Here is a 19,102-nt window from a genome sequence, read left to right on the forward strand (position 1 = left end):
TACTTGAAGAACTCTATGACTTCAGGTATTAGCGGCACATTTTTTCGCTGACGTAACAAAAGAGCAATCAATAAACACCTGTTTCATGACTGAATAAACGTATCAAAAAATTAATCTGTACTATATAGCTACTTGTTGCATAGATGCGGGTAGCTTTTACGTAGCTTATTCCAGGGTGTTACTATGCAGATCTCATACTCTGTGCATACTCCCTTCATACTGTGCTCATACTCCCTTCATACTGTCTGCATACTCCCGGCATACTTAATATATACTCCCTTCGTACTAAACTCAACAGCATTCCGCTTAAACAAACCTGTTTCAGTTCAACATTTTTTTCTTAACAGCTAAAAATATTCTGATTCCTACAGTCCATTTTCCTCTTTAATGCGTTGATAAATCCCCAGCAATATTTTTTCCTGCTGCTGCCAGTTTATTTCTTTTGCTGCATGTACCAGATTCTCTTTCCATACCGCGTACTGTTCCGGGTTATCGTGGATCCATTGGATGCGTGCTGCAATGTGCTCCGGCTCATAGGAATCAACAAATGTACCGATCCCGTACAGATTCATAATACGTTCTACTTCCTGCAAACGTGAAGCAAGCACAGGCACACCTGCATGTACATAATCAAACACTTTATTGGGAAAGCTGTAAATATAATTTTCGCTGATGGGTTTATCTACAGTAATACCTAAGTGTGCCTGCATGGTATATTGTTTCAATACATGGTGCGGTACTTTAGGCACAAAACGTACCTTGTTTTCCAAGGCATGTTCTTTTACAAGTGCCTTTAATACATCAATCACATCGCCGCTGCCTACAAACAACAGTAAAAAACGTTCGTCCAGATATTTCATGGCAAGTGTCAGTTCTTCCGTTCCGCGTGCCACGTTGATACCTGTTCCCTGATAGATGAGTATGAATTTATTTTCTACCCCTTCTAATCTGTACCGGGCATCAACTGGTGTTTCCTGCAGGATCGGTACGTTCATAACAACTTCTACCGGCTGCTTGAATTCTTCTACAAATAAACTTCGCTTGGCAAAATTATCGGTGTAAATGTATTTAACCTTCGGGAAAATCCAGTTTTCAATGCTTTTCCAGATCTTCTGTATCTTCGGCCGTTTGATCAGTTCAGGAACACCTGTAAAATATTCGTGGTTATCATATGCCAGCGGCACACCTTTAATTTTCGATACCAGGTAATTTGGCAGCAAGGTATCGAGATCATTCGCTAAATAAATATCTGCTTTGTGGAACAGTAAATAGAAAAACAGATACAGGTTATACTGCGCATAAAATAAGGGGCCCTTTTCAAACCATAAATTAAAGCGGTGTGTTTTATACGGGCGCTTATCCATCACCATGCTGTCTTTTTTCTTTCTTCCAACTAATAAAATAGTATAGCCGTTTGTATAAAGACTGTTACACACTTTGTATACCCGCTGGTCGGTTACCAGATCGGTTGTTACTGAAACTACTATTGTACTACGCATCACGCATGTTTTACAAGCCGGAGCAAAAAGGGAAGGTTGTTTTTATAGACTAACACAAACTCTTCATCTGTTGCTCCGAAATTTTTATTGAAATCAGCAATAACAGGAATGTTGGAACCGCCGAAATGCACGCGCATGGTGGTATCCTGTTCGTATTTCTGCTGAATGATTTTATATAATAAATAATGTAAGAGGCTATGCTCTCTGGCTTTTTCATTGCTGAAACAAGCCACTAAATAAATTTTACCGGTTATGTACAGATAAAACTGTCCGCAGGTGAATGTACCTGTTTCATCTTTGATGCCTTCAATAAAGCCATATCCGGCGGCGCTGGATTCTTTTGCCAGGCGCAGCAGCTTCTGGTAGTCTTTTTCAGCATACGGCCTGCCCCGCTCTATCAATTCGTGTTTCAAGGCCTGCACAAATATGTCTGCCGGTACAGCTGTAATTTCTGTTAATGCTGCGGCTTCTGCCTTGCGGATATTGCGCCCCCAGACTTTTGTAGGAAAACGGACACCTTCCTTTAATTGCAGGAGCTGATGGCGGCGCGGCCTGTTTTCAATATGTGTATCTCCTAAAACGGAATCTGTTACATAGCAGATAAAATCAATGGACGTATGTAATGCATGCAGCTGCGAAGCGAATTCTTTTTCAAAGCCTTCAGCGCCATAGATACCGATCTTCTGAATGAAATTAGGCAGATCAAAAAAAGACCAGAGCATTTTTTTTGCAGAAAAGACTGGAAACACGGCTTCATAATCATTTGCCACCAATGCCGACCAGCCTGGCGCAGCAACATTGAGCCACGAAGACAATAAAAAAGGATCCGCATCGGGAGTACGCAATATAAGCGCGTCCCACTTTTTAAAATCCAGCTGTTGATGTTGTATATGTGTAACCAAAATTAATCTTTTTGTAAATCCGAATACCGGGCAAATGCAGCGGAATCTTTTACGGTTGAAATAAATGTATCCAGAGCCTGTACAGAAAATTTGCTTTGCGCTTTCGGATGACCGATCACAACCATAGTATCCTCTCCTTTTGCTTTGCGTTTGTAAAATTCCTCTGTTAACAGACTTGCATAATACCCATCGCAGCTTAATGCCTGTTGTGTATAGCGTGTTAACAGCTTCTTTTTTGTGCCTGGCTGCGCCATGGGAAGCCCATCGCCCATTCCGGCATGTAGAGAACGATTTAATCGTCCCCGAACGTATAAATTCCAGAAAAATAATGGTGAACAACTTATCGAAGAGATCGGCAATTCAAGAAAATATCCAAATGGTGCTTCTGTTACCGGATCTGTTTCAAACATCCACTGATCGGATGCAGGCGCTTTTCTGAAATCAAACGCAATCTGTCCTTCCTGCAAATATCCTTTTTCATATACGGTGCTGTCAATCCAGATGCCAAGCTTTTTAAACACTGCTGATACCTTATTCCAGGGCGGCATACACCAGCCTCCGGCACGGTACGCGATTGGTGCTTTTCCTGCAATATCTTTTGTAATGTCATAATACGACTGCACGATCTGCTCGATCTGCGCGTCCGGAAAATGATCCAGCCTGTACCGGTTGGTATTCATTTTCCAGCCATTGCCGTCGTAATATGAATCTTCCCAATGCGGATGTATGTGCAGCTGGCAATCGTGGCCGGCTGCTGCAAGTTCCCTGATCTGTTTAAAAACCTGCTGTTTTTCATAAGCTACAGACGGATAACGTTTTGAATATTTCTCAAGTGCCAGCAGATAGCCGCTGTCAATAAAAAAATTAAGGTGAACCGCATGCCTGGCCGCTATTTCCAGCAACAGCTTAGCAGGTTCAATGATGCACGCATCTGCAGAACCGCTTTTGGCCCCGAAATACAATTCATAATCGAACGAGAGATATACTTTCATAGCGTGTGTAAGCAACCTGCTCCTATTGTAGAAAACAGATATTATCGGTAAATTTATACATACTAGACAATACACCCAAATTGTATGTCAAATCATCTTTCCGCGCCTGAGGAAAATACACATGAGTCAAGAGCACGAATCCAGTTTTCAAGATCCTTCAAGAGATGAATTGATCCAGCAGGTGAAGGAGTTGCAGATCATTAATGCAAACCAACGCCCTGAAAAAATTCTTCAGGAAGCTTTTGAAAAAATTAATTTATTAGTGATAACCATCGACCAGGATGGATTGATTGTATATGCCAACGAAGCTTTTCTGGAAGTGATCGGCTGGGAAAAACAACGCCTTCTTGGCGAGAACTGGAAAGAATTTTTAGAACCCGGAAAAGATAAAAACAAAGAAGAACATATTTATACCCTGATCAAAAAGCAGGGATTCATTGATCAGCTGAAACGGAAGTTCCTTTCTAAAGAGGGTGATTACCGCACCATAAAATTCAATGTAGTTATTCATCACCCTATTGGTAACGATGTACATTTAACAACACTGATCGGCGAAGATATTACCGATAAAAAGAAAGTAATCCGTGCGCTGAAAGACAGTAATGACCAGTTACAGGATCTGTTTGAAAATGCCAATGACTTAATTCAGGTGTTTGACCTGGATGGGAAAATTCAGTTTGTAAACCGTGCCTGGAAAGATATTCTGCAATATTCGGATGAAGAAATACTGAAACTGAATTTCCGGGATATTATTGCCAAAGAACAGGTAGGTGTTACCATGGAACACCTGAATAATATCTTAGCCGGAAAAAAAGACGACAAATTTGAAACGGTCTTTACCAGTAAAAACGGTCGCAACATTCAGGTGATCTGCAGTGTGAACGTACGGTATGAGAAAGAAAAACCGGTTTCGTTCAGAGGAATCTTTCACGACAATACCGAACACATGCGTGCAGAACGTGCGCAGAACCTGTATTACAAGATCTCTACCCTTGCCATCAACAGCGACCGCCTGGATTCGCTGCTGGACAATATTCACAAAGAACTGCGAACCATTATTGCTGTAAACAACTTTCACGTTGCGCTGTATGACCGCGATCATAATTATTTAAATTTCCCCTATTACGTGGATGAGAATATCGGCCCAAAGCCGATCAGCATGAAACGTATTGTAGGGAAAGGCTTAACAGAATATTCGCTCTTCAATGAAGAACCAACGTTCTTATATGAAGAAGACATCAATAAACTTTCGGAAGCGGGAGCTATTGAATTACTGGGACCAACACCGAAGATCTGGCTGGGTGTACCGCTGCGCTTAGAGAACAGAACCATTGGCGTGATCTGTGTTAAAAGCCACAGTGACCGGAATAAATACAAACGCCGGCACGTTGAGCTGCTGGATTTCATTTCCGGACAGATTGCCCTGGTAATTGAACGTAAGCGCAATGAAGAACAGATCATTGATAAAACGGCACGTTTAAATGCCATCTTTGAAAGCAGCTCGCACTTAATCTGGTCGGTAAACCGCAAACGTGGTTTAACTTCGTTCAATCAGAATTACGCGAATGCTATTTTCAGAAAATATCAAAAGTACCCGACCATTTACGATGAAGGGGTAACCAAAGAAGTATTGGTGTTATCTGATCCGGAATTTCATGATTCCATTGATAAAAAATACAAAGACGCATTCAACGGACAGCCGCAGCATTTTGAAGCCTGCAATACCAACCAGAATGGGGAAATCTTCTGGCGCGAAACATACCTGAACCCGATCTTCCTTCCCGATGGCCGGATTGATGAGGTATCGGGTATTTCCCACGACATTACGGAGAAGAAACAATGGGAAATAACGATTCAGGAAAGCGAAGAAAAATTCCGGAACATCTTCGAATCGTTCCAGGATATTTATTACCGTACCGACCTGAGCGGTTACATCACCATGATCTCTCCTTCCGGCTGCGAACTGAGCGGCTATACACAGGAAGAAATCATCGGCAAACACATCAGTGAATTCTTTACCACGCCGAAACAGCAGGTGAACCTGATCCGTGAAGTATTAAAAACAGGCCGGGTTAAAAATTATGAAACGAATGTAAACATCAAAGGCGGGGAATCGATACAAAGTATTTCAAACATCCGTTTGATCTACAACAACGAAGGAAAGCCAATTGGTGTGGATGGTGTAGCCAGAGACATTACATTTTTAAAGAAAGCATCGCAGGAATTATATCATGCCAAAGAGATTGCAGAGAAGTCGCTTAAGGTAAAGGAAAACTTCCTTGCGAACATGAGTCATGAGATCCGTACGCCAATGAATGGTGTGATCGGTATGATTGACTTATTGAATGAAACACCGCTGATGGAAGAACAGCGTAAGTATGTGCAGACGATAAAAAAATCATCTGAAACATTACTGAATATTTTAAATGACATTCTGGATCTTTCTAAAATAGAGGCAGGCAAAATGCAGCTGCGTCTCGCTCCTATTTCCATTGAGCAAACTGTTGAAAAACTGCATGCATTATTTTATCAGCAGGCAACGTTAAAAAATATTGATCTGTTATACAGCATTGATTCAAATGTGCCTAAAGTTGTGCTTGCAGATGAAACCCGTTTGCTGCAGATCCTTTCCAATCTTACATCCAACGCAATAAAATTCACCGATCAGGGTTCTGTCCGCATCCAGATTTCTTTACAGTCTAAAAAAGATCTGGTAAATAAAATCCGGGTCAACATCAGCGATACCGGGATCGGTATTGCGCAAGACAAGCTGAATGTATTGTTCGGTTATTTTAACCAGGTGGATAACTCTTCCTCTAAGTCATACGGCGGTACCGGTCTGGGTTTAGCGATTTCCAAAGAATTAAGTAAGCTGATGAATGGCGAGATTGGCGTGCAGACAGAGGCCAACAAAGGCAGTGTTTTCTGGTTCACCTTTGAAGCCAATGAAAGCAAACGTTTGGTTGAAGCGAAAGTTGAAACACCAAATGCATTCTCCAGTGAAAAAACATTCAAGGATTATCCGAAAATTTTATTGGTGGATGATAACGCCATCAATCTGTTTGTTGCTTCTGAAATCTTACGGAAAGCGGGCTGTGAAATTGACACCGCCGGCAATGGCCTTGAAGCCATCCAAAAGGTGAAGGAAAACCCGTACCGGATGGTGCTCATGGATATACAAATGCCGCAGATGGATGGTATTGAAGCAACTGCTGAGATCCGTAAATTAAATTTAGCCTATACACCTCCGATCATTGCCATGACCGCTTATTCCATGAAAGAGGATAAAGACAGGTTTATGGTCAATGGCATGGACGATTATATTGCGAAACCCATCAAGGCAGAAAGTCTGATTTCAAAGGTTAAAGCGTGGCTCGATTCAAATGCGGCTAAAAACGGACATACGGCAACACAAACAAGCGATGAAACGGCGGTCGAGATCCCGATTCTGGATCTGGAAGTGTTTGAAAAACTAAAAAGCCTTTCCGGTGCGGAAATAATCGATCAGATTTATAAAGAGTTTGAAAATGAATCACTTGAGCAAATTGTGGATTGTAAAAATTCGCTTGCTATGGGGGACTTTCATAATATTTTAAATAAATTGCACACATTAAAGGGCGTTTCCGGTACGCTGGGATTGATTGAATTAGAATCTATTTCAAGATTGGTAGAATCTAAATTGAAAAAGGGAGATTATCCGGAATTAGCTGTTGATATTGAAAAACTTTCTGAAGCGCATAACCGTTTCATAGAGCATTACACTTTTATTTTAAATTCGAATTCAAAATGAGCGCAAAAAAAGTATTAGTTGCTGAAGATAGTTCAGTTATTCAAAACTTAACGAAGAAAATTTTACAGTTCCAGAACTATGAAATCACGGCTGTAAAAAATGGAAAAGAAGTTATGAAAGAACTTGACAAGGGTTCATTTGATATCATTTTGATGGATATTAACATGCCTCAAATGGATGGAATGACATGTGCGCAGGAAATCAGAAAATTATCCGATCCGGTTAAGGCTGCGATTCCAATTGTTGCCATAACAGGGAATGCAAAAAACTATTCCGACGACGACTTTAAATCTGCCGGGATCAATGCCTATTTACAGAAACCATTGGATTTTGATCGTCTGGTTGAAGTTGTAAAAGAATATACCGCTTAATACAACGCATGGAAGTTAAATACACGACACAGTTTTTAAGTAAACTGGAAGATATCTTTTCTGAATCAGACTATATGCTGCGCTATGAAAAAGGTAACTTTCATTCAGGTTATTGCCTGCTGAAAGAAACGCATGTAGCCATCGTAAACAAATATTATCCGTTGGAAGGTAAGGTAAATTCGCTGATTGAAATTTTAAAACAGATTGAATTAAATACCGATAAAATGACTGATAAGAACAAAAAGTTGTATCAGGAAATAAATCAGCAATAACGTGTTAAAAGCAACTTTTTTAGGGACAGGAACATCTCAAGGCATACCTGTGATTGCTTGTGCATGTGAAGTTTGCAAATCGTTTGATTACCGCGATAAACGTCTGCGTACATCGGTGTTTATTGAAACCGATAAGGTAAAACTGGTTATTGATACCGGTCCGGATTTCAGACAACAGATGCTCAGAGAGCGTATAAAAAATCTTGATGCCATCCTTTTCACCCACGAACATAAAGACCACATTGCCGGCCTGGATGACGTGAGAGGATTTAATTACGCGCAAAAACGCGACATGCCTGTGTATGCGCGCCATAATGTTATTGATTCATTAAAACGGGAGTTTGCATACATTTTTGCGGAATATCAATATCCGGGTATCCCACGCATTGATATTCATGAATTAAAAAATGAACCCTTCGAAATTCAAGGGGAAAAAATTATTCCTATTGAAGTGATGCATTTTAAATTGCCTGTTTTTGGTTTCCGTATTCAGGATTTCACCTACATAACCGATGCGAATTTTATTTCGGATACAGAAATAGAAAAAATCAAAGGTTCTAAAATCGTTGTGCTGAATGCACTGCAAAAAGAGGCGCATGTTTCTCACTATACGCTTGAGCAGGCCATTGAAGTGATCAAACACATCAACCCTGAACAGGCCTATTTTGTACACATGGGCCACCGGATGGGCAAGCAGGCAGACGTTGAGAAAGAACTCCCCCATAACATGCATTTTGCTTACGATGGCCTTACGCTTCAGTTATAAGCCCCCCTCCTTTCTTTTATATAATGCTGCTATTCTGGCTGATGTTGCCTGCCTTACATTCGTTTCATTATACAGGTAACAAACAGCTGCACTATTCTTAAACACATCGCTCAATGAAATTACAACTCTGGACCATTGGAAAAACCAACGATGCATATTTAAAAGAAGGCTGTGCGCAATACACCAAACGTTTGCCGCACTATTTACCTTTTGAATACCTTGAAATTCCGGAGCCCAAAAATACCAAACTGAGCAGCGATGTGTTAAAGAAGGAAGAAGAAAAACTGATCTTTGACCGTCTACAGGATTCGGATCAGCTTATTCTGCTGGATGAAAAAGGAAATGAGTTTACGTCTACGGAGTTTGGTCAGTATATACAGAAAAAAATGAACTCGGTTGCCGGAAATTTAATTTTTCTGATCGGCGGACCGTATGGGTTTTCAGATGCTGTTTATAAAAGAGCGAATGGTAAAATTGCCTTATCAAAAATGACCTTCTCTCACCAGATGGTGCGCCTGTTTGCATTAGAACAGTTATACAGAGCCTGTACGATAATAAAAGGTGAAAAATACCATCATTGATTGTAATCCAGCAAGTACACGTTGTTACTGATTGACAAAAATCATATTTTCAGAACGTTTATCTCAAATTCCCGTATTCTATGTTGCTTAGCATTTTAGTTTAATTGTTTAATGGAAAAGAACATGAAATCAACATTATTTACTTTAATTACATTTTGTTCAATAAACATTTGTGCCATCAGCCAAACGAATAAAGTAAACCCTGATCATACAAATTACTACAAGCCTGTAAGTGTCGACCTGAAGCCTGTTAAAGTAGATTTTTCAGATGCGGTCTCTAAAATAGAGTATGCAAAGTTTAAACTGAAACTAACCAATACCGGTACCGATTACATTCTTTATAAACCCCAGGAAAGCGCATTTACAATTGAGGGTGCAAACTACCTGCCTCAGGATAAAAAAGCGGTTCTGGTAGAGCCTTTGGATAATACAAGCCGTACCATTGATGCAAAAGGAAATGGCAGCAATATGCACGCTGCTGACTTTACGTTCAATATTGACGGGTTGTATAAAGTAATTCCTACGTCAACGGTAAATGCCCCGAATTTCCTGCTGCCGCCATCTGTCAATCAATTTTCTGCCGGGGACTTTACCGTAGAAATGGTTAACATCAGCAAAAAAACGCAGGAAACAGCTGTTAAATTTAAAGTAACGTATACAGGTGAAGGCATGGGTATTGTTGATCCTAAGAAATTAAGCACCAAAATTGAATCCGGACAACTGTTTGCAAATGAAAAACGCGACAAAACTTCTGTGCTTGGAAAAGGCGAATCAGAAACATTTATTGCTCTGTTTCATATCGAAGGCCGCATTGCAGACATGCAATTTGCCAATATGGAAATTGTGTGGAACGATACGTTTAAACATGCTGAACTTAAAAAAATTGACGGAACTGCTGTAACGCTTACCCTTGATCCGGGACTGACCGCAGGCAAAAACAAATAAGCTGCAAAAATAAAAAAAGCTCCTTCAAAAGGAGCTTTTTTATCTTAACCCAACCTACAACAGCACTTTCAACGGGAATATCAGCGCGTTGGTCCATTCAATTATTTTGAACGGTTTTGAAATTGATTTTTATAATTACGTGCTTCAGGCTTCGCGTTTGAAGGATATACTTCTTTATTTGCCGTTGTTTTCAATTCTATAACTTCTGATTTTTTAAAGTTATTTTTATAGTTACCGGCGTTTTCAGTTTCTATACTTGCCTGCGTAATTTCTTTACCATTCTGTGCATCAACTTTGGCCTGCGCTTTTGCAGCCTTCATTGAATGCTTATAGTTGTTAACGTTTACCTGCGGATCATTTTCTGCTGCAAAAGCTAAACTTGAAATTGAGAAGGCGATTGCGGTCATAATTTGTGTAGCTTTCATACGTGTACGTGTTTAAATTAGTTACTGTTCTGATATATTAAATATAACGCATCAGATAGGCTGAGGTGACTCCCAGAAATTCGCCATTTTTTACTACGTATTTTCCCTATATTCACTGCTGCCCCCTTTTTTGCTTAAAGCAAAAAAGCAGTCCCTAATAAAGGGACTGCTTTTATTAACCTAAATACAACAACACATTCAACAGGATTTAGTATTTTTTATATTGTTCTGATTATTTAGAACGGTACTGAAATTGATTTTTGTAGTTACGAGCCTGAGGCTTTGCATTAGAAGGATAAGCTTCTTTGTTTGCAGTTGTTTTCACTTCAGAAACCTCAGATTTTTTAAAGTTATTTTTGTAGTTACCTGCATTTTCAGTTTCAGTACTTACTTGTGTAATTTCTTTACCATCCTGCGCATCAATTTGTGCCTGAGCTTTAGATGCTTTCATAGGGTGTTTGTAATTGTTTACGCTTACTTGCGGATCATTTCCTCCGGCAAATACTAAACTGGAAATAGAGAATACAAGGGCAGTTAATATATATGTAGCTTTCATACTTGTAAGTGTTTAAATTATTGATATTCTGTTTGTTTTTGATATATCAAATTTAACGCTTACAAGGCCCTTAAGTCGCTCCTGAAAATTCGCCATTTTTAACTACGTATTTTACGCAATAAATTTTAGTGGTTTTAAAAAAATATGTATCTGAAGTATTTAAATCCCTTTTTGGCTTTTGAAAACTTCAAAAAAAGTACAGAAATCAATTCTGAAGAATAAAAAAATGTGTGCATGTATGCCTGAATGCCACTGGAAACGAATCAATAATAATAGGTATAGTCTTTATAATATCTGAGTATAGTGTTTACATAATCAGTTGTTTCATAGCCTCTGCAGTACCCATATTTACATACCTTATCATTATAATATTTGGGCTGCGTTTTTGCCAGCAGCATCTTCTCAACATTGTCTTCCCACACATTCGGATCAAGTTTGTATTTTTTACACAAGGCTCTTGCATCCTCTACATGGCCCGCTCCTGCGTTATAAGATGCTAAAATAAATTTCTCTTTGTTGGATTTAGTAATAGCGCTATCTAAAAAATAATTATTTTCTATCCAGCGAATGTATTTTGTGCCGGCAATAATATTTGCCTGCGGTTTGAAAATATCTTTATCTGATACGCGGCCATATATAAGAGCCGTTCGCGGCATTACCTGCATCAACCCACATGCGCCTTCCCAGGATTTTAAATTGGGTTTAAAATGAGACTCCTGATGAATGAGTGATGCAACCATACGCCAATCCCACCCGATTTCTTTTGCATGTTTTTTTATTATATCATCATACAATGAAATAACAGATAGTAATTCTTTAACAGAATGTCCTTGGGTCTGTGTTAAATCTGCAATATCCGCTGGCAGCGAACGGTACTTCTTAAGTATCCATTGATAATCACTCGTGTTTTTATTTTTGACCAGCCAGCTATCAAATGCACTTCGCAGGGTGTCCATTTCTGAATGAAACATAAATCCTACGGGAGCATTATGTTCAATTATTTTCTCAAGAACCAGATCGGGGAAAACAGCCATTGCTATTGCCGCTTCATTTGCATCAACAATGGTTGCTTCTATTTCTTTTTTATTCACTTGGCGAAGCAGGAATTCCTTGGTAAGAAGTTCAGCGGTATACGTTACGGTAAAGCTATCCAATGGCTTATTTGAGTTGGTACGTAAATAGTGAACATAAGGCGCGTCTTTTAAAAGCGTTACATTCGTTATTTTTTGCACATGGTCTTTATGTTTTACTAAAACCAGATCGGCCATGTAAATGGGTTTGCTGTAGCATACAGCAGGCATTGGTTTATCAGGAATGATAAATGTTGAAGCGGCCATATGCCCGCCATAAAAATGCAGACTATCGCGGATGTAAACTACATTATTAACTAATATAATTTCACAATCGATTTTTTTCTCTTTTAAAAATAACTTCAGCAGTTCATATTCTAAACCAAAAGCTTCTCCTTTATAAACAAAAAACGTATTGGCATTATTTACGATCAACAGTTTTAGTTTCTTTGTTTTAAGTGGATTCAATACCACCGGATCATCTATGTGCGGCTCTGTTTTATATATTAAAATACCTGAAGAATCTAGTAATAGATCATTTACTGCCTCATTGGGGAATTCTTTTTTTGCTGATTGGCAACAATAAAAAAATATCAGAAGTGGAATAAAAATAACAACCTGTTTCATAACTGAATATACGCAAAGAACAAAAATCAATCTGGTTTAGATTGATTTTTGTTTCCTATTTATTCTGTCTTCTAATTCCAACGGATAAAAAATGCTGTATTTCCAGCTAAGCAGCATTTTTTTGCTGATGCTGTTGATTATATAAAATATTTTTAATGCTAAAAAGCATTATAGCTGATTGAATAAAAGATCTTAACAGGCTTTAATTTAATTAAAAAAATCCTGACACTTAAAATTGAATTATTTTACGACAATAATTTTTGTCTGATCATAAATTCAAGCTGATTGTTTACTTTAAGAAGTTCTTTTGTTAAGTCTTCGTTTTCTTTTCTTAACGTATACAATTCGTGTGCCTGATTGATAAACATCTTTAATTCTTCTTCATTCCAGGGTTTATTGATGTATCTATAGATCTGGCCTTTGTTTACAGCGTCAATCAATGCCTGCATATCGGTATATCCGGTAAGCAATATTCTGATCGGATTCGGGAATTCTTTGATAATAGATTCTAAAAATTCTACACCGGTCATTTCAGGCATACGTTGATCTGTAATAATAATTTCAACATCTACGCTTTCAAGTATTTTACGTCCTTCGCTCGCAGACTCAGCAGTATATATGTCATAAAGCTTTCTGAAATTGGCTTTAAATGCTGACAGGTTATTGACCTCATCATCAATATAAAGTACTTTAATTTTTGGCTCTTCCATAATTTTATTGATTCATAAAAGGTATTAATTGATACAATCTAAGGCTATATTTTCAAAAAACGTAACATTTTCAGGGTTTAATGAGTATTATGTAATAAATATAAAAAAAGCATTTGAATAGAATATTGCTATAATAATAAATTTATTATAGCATACTTTGCCGTATTTACAAAGATATTTTTTTTAATATTCAATTCACAAAAATGCACAAATTATTTTGATACAGCTTTAATTGATCAACACCTGATAATTTTATAATGTTATGAATAAACGTTTAACTGATATAAATAAATCTGAAGAGGCATTTACAGCTTATAAGCCTATTTTTTTTAGACTTGCTTTTGAAAAAGACAGGTTAGCGCTTGAAAAGCTTTTAAGTGACAATGACAGGATATTCATCTTTAACGAAATACAGGGGCAATTAAAAGAACTTATCAAATTATTACATCCGACCAGAAAACTTAACGACGCTGATTACGATTATTTGATTGACAATCACCTTAATGGTCTTCCAATGGAAGAATACGGGGTTTGGGTCTATTATCCATGGTCCAATCGGTTAGTTCATATTTTGGATGAACATGAATTTATAGAAGTCAGAACAAACAGAAATCAATACAAGATTACACCAGAAGAGCGTGACAAACTCTCGAAACAAAAAATTGGCGTCATTGGATTATCTGTAGGACAATCTATTTCTTTAACCTTAGCCTTAGAAAGAAGTTTTGGTGAATTAAGAATAGCAGACTTTGATGTTCTCGAATTAAGCAATCTGAATAGAATAAGAAGTGGTTTATCAAATTTAAATTTAAAAAAGACAGTTTGTGTTGCCAGAGAAATTCTGGAAATAGATCCCTTTTTGAATGTTACACTTTTCTCAGATGGTATTACCGAGGATAATATAGATGATTTTTTTCTTAAGAACGGTAAGTTAGATCTTGTTATTGACGAGTGCGATGGTTTGGATATAAAGATATTGTGCCGGTATAAAGCGAAAGAGTTGAAGATCCCTGTGTTCATGGAATCCAGTGACAGAGGTACTATTGATATAGAACGTTTTGATCTGGAACCTGATCGCACGATTTTACATGGATTAATAGACCATCTTGATCACAAGAAATTAAAATATTTAAAAACGAATGAGGAAAAAATTCCATACATACTTCCTATGTTAGGGACTGATACCATATCGAAAAGAATGAAGGCTTCTATGGTAGAGATCGAACAAACAATTACGACCTGGCCTCAGTTGGCTTCTTCAGTGGTTTTTGGCGGTGGTATCGGTGCTGATATTTGCAGGAGAATCATATTAGATCAGTTTCACGACTCGGGTAGATATATTGTTGACATGGAAGAATTAGTCGGCAATAAAATAAAGATCAATCCAACAACTGAACGATCCTTTCCATCCTTTCCTGAAATTACCGGAGAGGACATGGAAAATACGTATAAAGAATTAAGTATAGAAATAAGAAGTGCCAACTTCTTATTAAGCGAAGGAACGCTGTTTGAATTAATAAACGCAGCTAATCTTGCTCCTTCCGTTGGAAATAACCAACCATGGAAGTGGTTTTACAAAGAAGGTTCTCTTTTGCTGTTTCATGATAAAAGTATCACGATTTCATTTGGTGATTATGACGAAGTAGGAAGTAATGTAACGATGGGAGCCTGCATTGAAAATCTTATCCTGAAAGCTCATCACTTAGGTTTGAATGTCACTAAAAATATTTTCCCACTTCCTGAAAAACCCTTACTCGTTGCTGTTTTCTCATTTTCAGAAATATTACCTGCTCAAAAACAACCTACTGATTATTTAGTAAATTATATTGAAAAGAGATGTACAAACAGAAATAATGGCAAAAGAATCTCTGTAGACAAGTCAGATATTGATTCATTAAAAAATATTGCTCAATCAATACCTGGAGCAGTGTTGCATATTATTGAATCGGATGCCGATTTGGAGGCAATTAAAAATGTAATCGCCGCATGCGACAGATTAAGGTTTATGCATCCTGAAGGGCATCACGATTTTTTTACTAAAGAAATACGGTGGACAAAAGAAGACTGTGAAAAAACACGGGATGGTTTAGATATTGCAGCTTTTGATTTAACACCTTCGGAAGTAGCCGGCTTCAAAATGGCCTCAGACCCGGATGTCATTAAATATCTCACAATATGGGAAGGTGGAAAAGCTTTTGAAAAGATGACCAGAAAAGCTGTAGATTCTGCGGCTGCCATTGCTTTCTTAACAATGCCAACATACAACAACGTGAATTACTTATTGGGTGGACAGTGTGTGCAAAGAATATGGCTGGAAGCTACAAAACGGAATTTATCCATACAGCCAATGTTAGCACCTCTTTTTTTATTCACAAGATTAATACATGGAAATGGCGAAAACATACCAGCGAAAATGTCTGATGAGCTGAAAGAATTAAGAAAAAAATTCCTTACTATATTTCCGATAAAAGAAAATATGGGAGAAATATTCCTTTTCAAAATATCACTTTCATCAGAACTCCAGGTTAGATCCCTGAGAAAACCGGTTGAATCAGTTCTTACCTGGACGAAATAAATAAGTATTGTGTATAGCATTCGGATAAGAGCTTTTCGTGCGATAGAAGATATTCATTTATGTGAGCAATTTATGAATGGTCATAGAGAAGTGTTGCAAATATTTGGTATCACTGAAATTACTTCAGCCAATACGGAGTGGTTTTTTAATCCTAATGCATATGTTATTATTGCGGAATCTGTTGAATCGGGTAAAATAGTAGGCGGGGCAAGAATACACATTGTAGGGGGTACTCAGCCTTTGCCAATAGAAGATGCTATAGGAAAAATGGATCCTCATATTTACAAATTAGTGGAAGAACATGGAAAAAAAGGTTCAGGAGAATTATGCGGTTTATGGAATGCAAGAGAAGTTGCCGGTATGGGTATCAGTACCATGTTGACAAGGGCTGCCATTGCACTGGCGATTCAGTTAAACTTATCTACTTTATTCGTAATATGTGCAGAAAGAACGTATCAAAATATATTTAAAGATCAGGGGTTTGAAATTATTCCTTCTTTGGGTGATCACGGCGCTTTCTATTATCCTAAATCTGACATGGTGGCGGTGGCTCTTATCATTAATGATCTACGAACATTGCCCAATGCTACAAATGCCGATAGAATCAAAATTATGGATATGAAAAATAATCCAAATCAAAGAAAAACAGAAGATGGGCCTAAAGATGAATTTGATGTGAACTACAATCTTCTTGTAAAACAAAGTTAAAAAAGCAATATTGTGATTGACCCTTTTAGATATTTTCATTGCACTATGAATAAAAAAACGCTTATTAATGTATTAGCCTTTCTTTTTTTGCCGTTTTTAATTAATGCTGAGAATATATTTTTATATACAGATCCTTCCAGTATTATGAAAATCGACAAGGGTATTATGTATTTTCAGGATGAAACAAATTTATTGACGATTAATGATATTGTTTCCCGCAAGGATTTTATTGCCGTAAATCAAAAAGTTCCAAATCTTGGCGTTACATCTTCCGCTCAATGGTTGAAAATCACAATCAAGAATACAACCGATGTTCCTAAACTTTTATTAAAAGTTGATTTTCCGATTATCGATGAAATTGAATTTTATTCATTTGAAGATGGGAAGATGCGAATAGAAAAGATGGGCGAATATAAAGATTTTTCGGAACGGAGATACAATGACCCCAATTACATATATGACATCACTATAAAAAACAACCAGACTCAAACCTATTATCTTAAAATAAAAAGTGGCGAGCAAATTATGCTCCCGATCACAATCGGAACACCACAAAAAATTTTTGAAAGCATCTCAACTAAGGATGCCATTTTTGGAATTTATTTCGGGATAATTATTGTAATGTTTTTATATAACTTGTTTCTTTATTTTACTGTTCAGGATAAAAGTTATTTATTTTATGTAATTTATATTATGTGCGTAGGACTTACGCAGACGTTCCTGCATGGATATACGTTCAAATATCTGTGGCCCAACAGCTCGTGGTTAGCAATACATACAATGTATCTGTTACCTTCCTTTGTAGGAATAGCTATTGCTGAATTTGCAAAAGTCTTTTTACAAGTTAAAGAACATTCAAAAATTTTATATAAAGGATTTTACATTATAAATTTTATATATATAATATGTATCATACTTGCTGTAACAGGAAATTATAATCAAAGCCAACAGGTAATTCATATCAATGCCATGTTGGTGTCTTTGTATACATTATTTGTCGGATTTATTATTGCCAGAAAGGGTTATAGACCAGCTATTTTTTTCTCCATTGCGTGGTTTACTTTTTTAATAGGCGTATGTCTGTTCATACTAAAAGATCTTGGAGTTCTTCCTTATAATAATTTTACCGTGTATGCAATGCCTGCGGGAAGCGCAATAGAAGTAGTGTTACTTTCATTAGCATTAGCAGACAGGATTAATATTCTGAAAAAAGAAAAAGAAGAATCTCAAGCGCAAGCCCTGCGCGCGTTAAAGGAAAATGAATTGATCATAACCAATCAGAATATTGTTTTAGAACGCAATGTTAAAAAACGAACCAAACAATTGCAGAAAACCAATAATGATTTATCAAGTGCCTTATTGGAGCTGAAGCAAGCGCAGTCTCAATTGGTGAACTCAGAAAAGATGGCATCCCTTGGGCAACTTACAGCCGGTATTGCGCATGAAATAAACAATCCAATCAATTTTGTGGTTTCAAATGTTAAACCACTAAAAAGAGATATTGAAGATATTTATGAGCTGGTAAATAAATATGAAACGATTGAGGTACAAAATATAGAATCTAAAATTTCTGAAATCAATACCTTCCGAAATGAAATAGATTACAATTACCTGAAAGAAGAGATCGGATATTTACTCAAAGGGATTGAAGATGGTGCCGGCCGTACAGCGGATATTGTAAAAGGGCTTCGGGTATTCTCCAGACTGGATGAAACAGATTTGAAACGCACCAATATAACAGAAGGTCTCAATTCTACATTAACCCTTTTAAATCCTGAAATTTCAGGTTCAATAGAATTAGTCAAAAACTTCGGAAACATTCCTGAAATAGAATGTTTCCCGGGAAAACTGAACCAGGTTTTCATGAACATTTTTAATAATGCTATTTATGCCATAAAGGCTAAAAAAGATTCTCAGGAAAAAGGCCAATTAACAATAAGCACCTCTGCAGATAATCTTAATGTATATATAAGCATTAAAGACAACGGTATCGGAATGACAGATGCCGTAAAAGCAAAAATCTTTGAACCATTTTTTACTACCAAAGCCGTTGGCAAAGGTACAGGCTTAGGTATGTCAATCACCTTCTCTATTATACGTGATCACAATGGTTCTATCGAATTGAATACAGAAGCTGGCGTAGGAACAGAGTTTATAATTGTTCTACCTATTACTTATAAAAATTAAGGTGTCCCAATAGCTGGAATATTTTCGTTTTACAGCATATGCGTTACAATAAAAATACCTAACCAATGAGTTTTTTTGCTGTAACGCATATTTTTTGATATAAATATAAAATATGCCTAAAATAAA

General features: G+C 37.3%; 16 protein-coding genes. 9 read left to right on the forward strand and 7 right to left on the reverse strand.

Annotation, left to right across the window (positions count from 1 at the left end; translation table 11 throughout):
• Positions 1–365: 365 nt before the first annotated feature.
• Genes CHU_RS13515 through CHU_RS13525 form a run of 3 tightly spaced genes read right to left on the reverse strand, consistent with a single transcriptional unit; the run spans position 366 to position 3,393 of the window.
• Complete coding sequence (locus CHU_RS13515) at positions 366–1,499, reverse strand: glycosyltransferase (protein ID WP_238379284.1); 1,134 nt, start codon at positions 1,497–1,499, stop codon at positions 366–368.
• Positions 1,499–2,401 (reverse strand): hypothetical protein, encoded by a 903-nt coding sequence (locus tag CHU_RS13520; protein WP_238379285.1) that lies wholly within the window; start codon positions 2,399–2,401, stop codon positions 1,499–1,501. Before CHU_RS13520 ends, CHU_RS13515 begins: the two co-directional genes overlap by 1 nt.
• Before the next feature lie 2 nt (positions 2,402–2,403).
• A complete protein-coding gene (locus tag CHU_RS13525; RefSeq protein WP_041932396.1) occupies positions 2,404–3,393 on the reverse strand; it encodes a hypothetical protein in 990 nt (329 codons plus the stop codon).
• A 121-nt stretch (positions 3,394–3,514) separates the two neighbouring features.
• Here CHU_RS13525 and CHU_RS13530 point away from each other — a divergent pair, with 121 nt between their 5' ends.
• The 6 genes from CHU_RS13530 to CHU_RS13555 all read left to right on the forward strand — a co-directional run bounded on the left by CHU_RS13530 (position 3,515) and on the right by CHU_RS13555 (position 10,118).
• A complete protein-coding gene (locus CHU_RS13530; RefSeq protein ID WP_011586143.1) occupies positions 3,515–7,183 on the forward strand; it encodes a PAS domain S-box protein in 3,669 nt (1,222 codons plus the stop codon).
• Positions 7,180–7,554, forward strand: a complete 375-nt coding sequence (locus CHU_RS13535; protein ID WP_011586144.1) for a response regulator — start codon at positions 7,180–7,182, stop codon at positions 7,552–7,554. Before CHU_RS13530 ends, CHU_RS13535 begins: the two co-directional genes overlap by 4 nt.
• An 8-nt stretch (positions 7,555–7,562) precedes the next feature.
• The gene (locus tag CHU_RS13540; protein WP_011586145.1) at positions 7,563–7,826 is read left to right on the forward strand and encodes a hypothetical protein; all 264 of its coding nucleotides are present in this window, start codon (positions 7,563–7,565) and stop codon (positions 7,824–7,826) included.
• A 1-nt stretch (position 7,827) separates the two neighbouring features.
• Positions 7,828–8,592 carry an MBL fold metallo-hydrolase gene (locus CHU_RS13545; RefSeq protein WP_011586146.1) on the forward strand — a complete coding sequence of 255 codons (765 nt, stop codon included), beginning with the start codon at positions 7,828–7,830 and terminating at the stop codon, positions 8,590–8,592.
• A gap of 113 nt (positions 8,593–8,705) precedes the next feature.
• Positions 8,706–9,173, forward strand: a complete 468-nt coding sequence (gene rlmH, locus CHU_RS13550; RefSeq protein WP_011586147.1) for a 23S rRNA (pseudouridine(1915)-N(3))-methyltransferase RlmH — start codon at positions 8,706–8,708, stop codon at positions 9,171–9,173.
• Positions 9,174–9,296: 123 nt separating this feature from the next.
• The gene (locus CHU_RS13555; protein WP_143144013.1) at positions 9,297–10,118 is read left to right on the forward strand and encodes a hypothetical protein; all 822 of its coding nucleotides are present in this window, start codon (positions 9,297–9,299) and stop codon (positions 10,116–10,118) included.
• A gap of 101 nt (positions 10,119–10,219) precedes the next feature.
• On the opposite strand, the gene CHU_RS13560 is transcribed toward CHU_RS13555, so the two are convergent.
• The 4 genes from CHU_RS13560 to CHU_RS13575 form a co-directional block, all read right to left on the reverse strand.
• Entirely contained in the window at positions 10,220–10,543 is a 324-nt protein-coding gene (locus CHU_RS13560; protein WP_011586149.1) for a hypothetical protein, read from the reverse strand.
• A gap of 232 nt (positions 10,544–10,775) precedes the next feature.
• A complete protein-coding gene (locus CHU_RS13565; RefSeq protein ID WP_011586150.1) occupies positions 10,776–11,099 on the reverse strand; it encodes a hypothetical protein in 324 nt (107 codons plus the stop codon).
• Positions 11,100–11,362: 263 nt separating this feature from the next.
• Entirely contained in the window at positions 11,363–12,796 is a 1,434-nt protein-coding gene (locus tag CHU_RS13570) for a transglycosylase SLT domain-containing protein (protein ID WP_011586151.1), read from the reverse strand.
• A gap of 245 nt (positions 12,797–13,041) precedes the next feature.
• Positions 13,042–13,506, reverse strand: a complete 465-nt coding sequence (locus tag CHU_RS13575) for a response regulator (protein WP_011586152.1) — start codon at positions 13,504–13,506, stop codon at positions 13,042–13,044.
• Positions 13,507–13,768: 262 nt separating this feature from the next.
• Between CHU_RS13575 and CHU_RS13580 the strand changes: the two genes are divergently transcribed.
• The 3 genes from CHU_RS13580 (at position 13,769) to CHU_RS13590 (ending at position 18,976) form a co-directional block, all read left to right on the forward strand.
• Positions 13,769–16,081 carry an Rv1355c family protein gene (locus CHU_RS13580; RefSeq protein ID WP_011586153.1) on the forward strand — a complete coding sequence of 771 codons (2,313 nt, stop codon included), beginning with the start codon at positions 13,769–13,771 and terminating at the stop codon, positions 16,079–16,081.
• A 9-nt stretch (positions 16,082–16,090) separates the two neighbouring features.
• Positions 16,091–16,789, forward strand: coding sequence for a GNAT family N-acetyltransferase (locus CHU_RS13585; protein ID WP_041932398.1), 699 nt, complete (start codon positions 16,091–16,093; stop codon positions 16,787–16,789).
• Positions 16,790–16,933: 144 nt separating this feature from the next.
• Complete coding sequence (locus tag CHU_RS13590) at positions 16,934–18,976, forward strand: sensor histidine kinase (RefSeq protein ID WP_238379286.1); 2,043 nt, start codon at positions 16,934–16,936, stop codon at positions 18,974–18,976.
• The last annotated feature ends 126 nt before the right edge of the window (positions 18,977–19,102 follow it).

The organism is Cytophaga hutchinsonii ATCC 33406 (assembly GCF_000014145.1).
GTDB classification, from domain to species: Bacteria; Bacteroidota; Bacteroidia; order Cytophagales; family Cytophagaceae; genus Cytophaga; species Cytophaga hutchinsonii.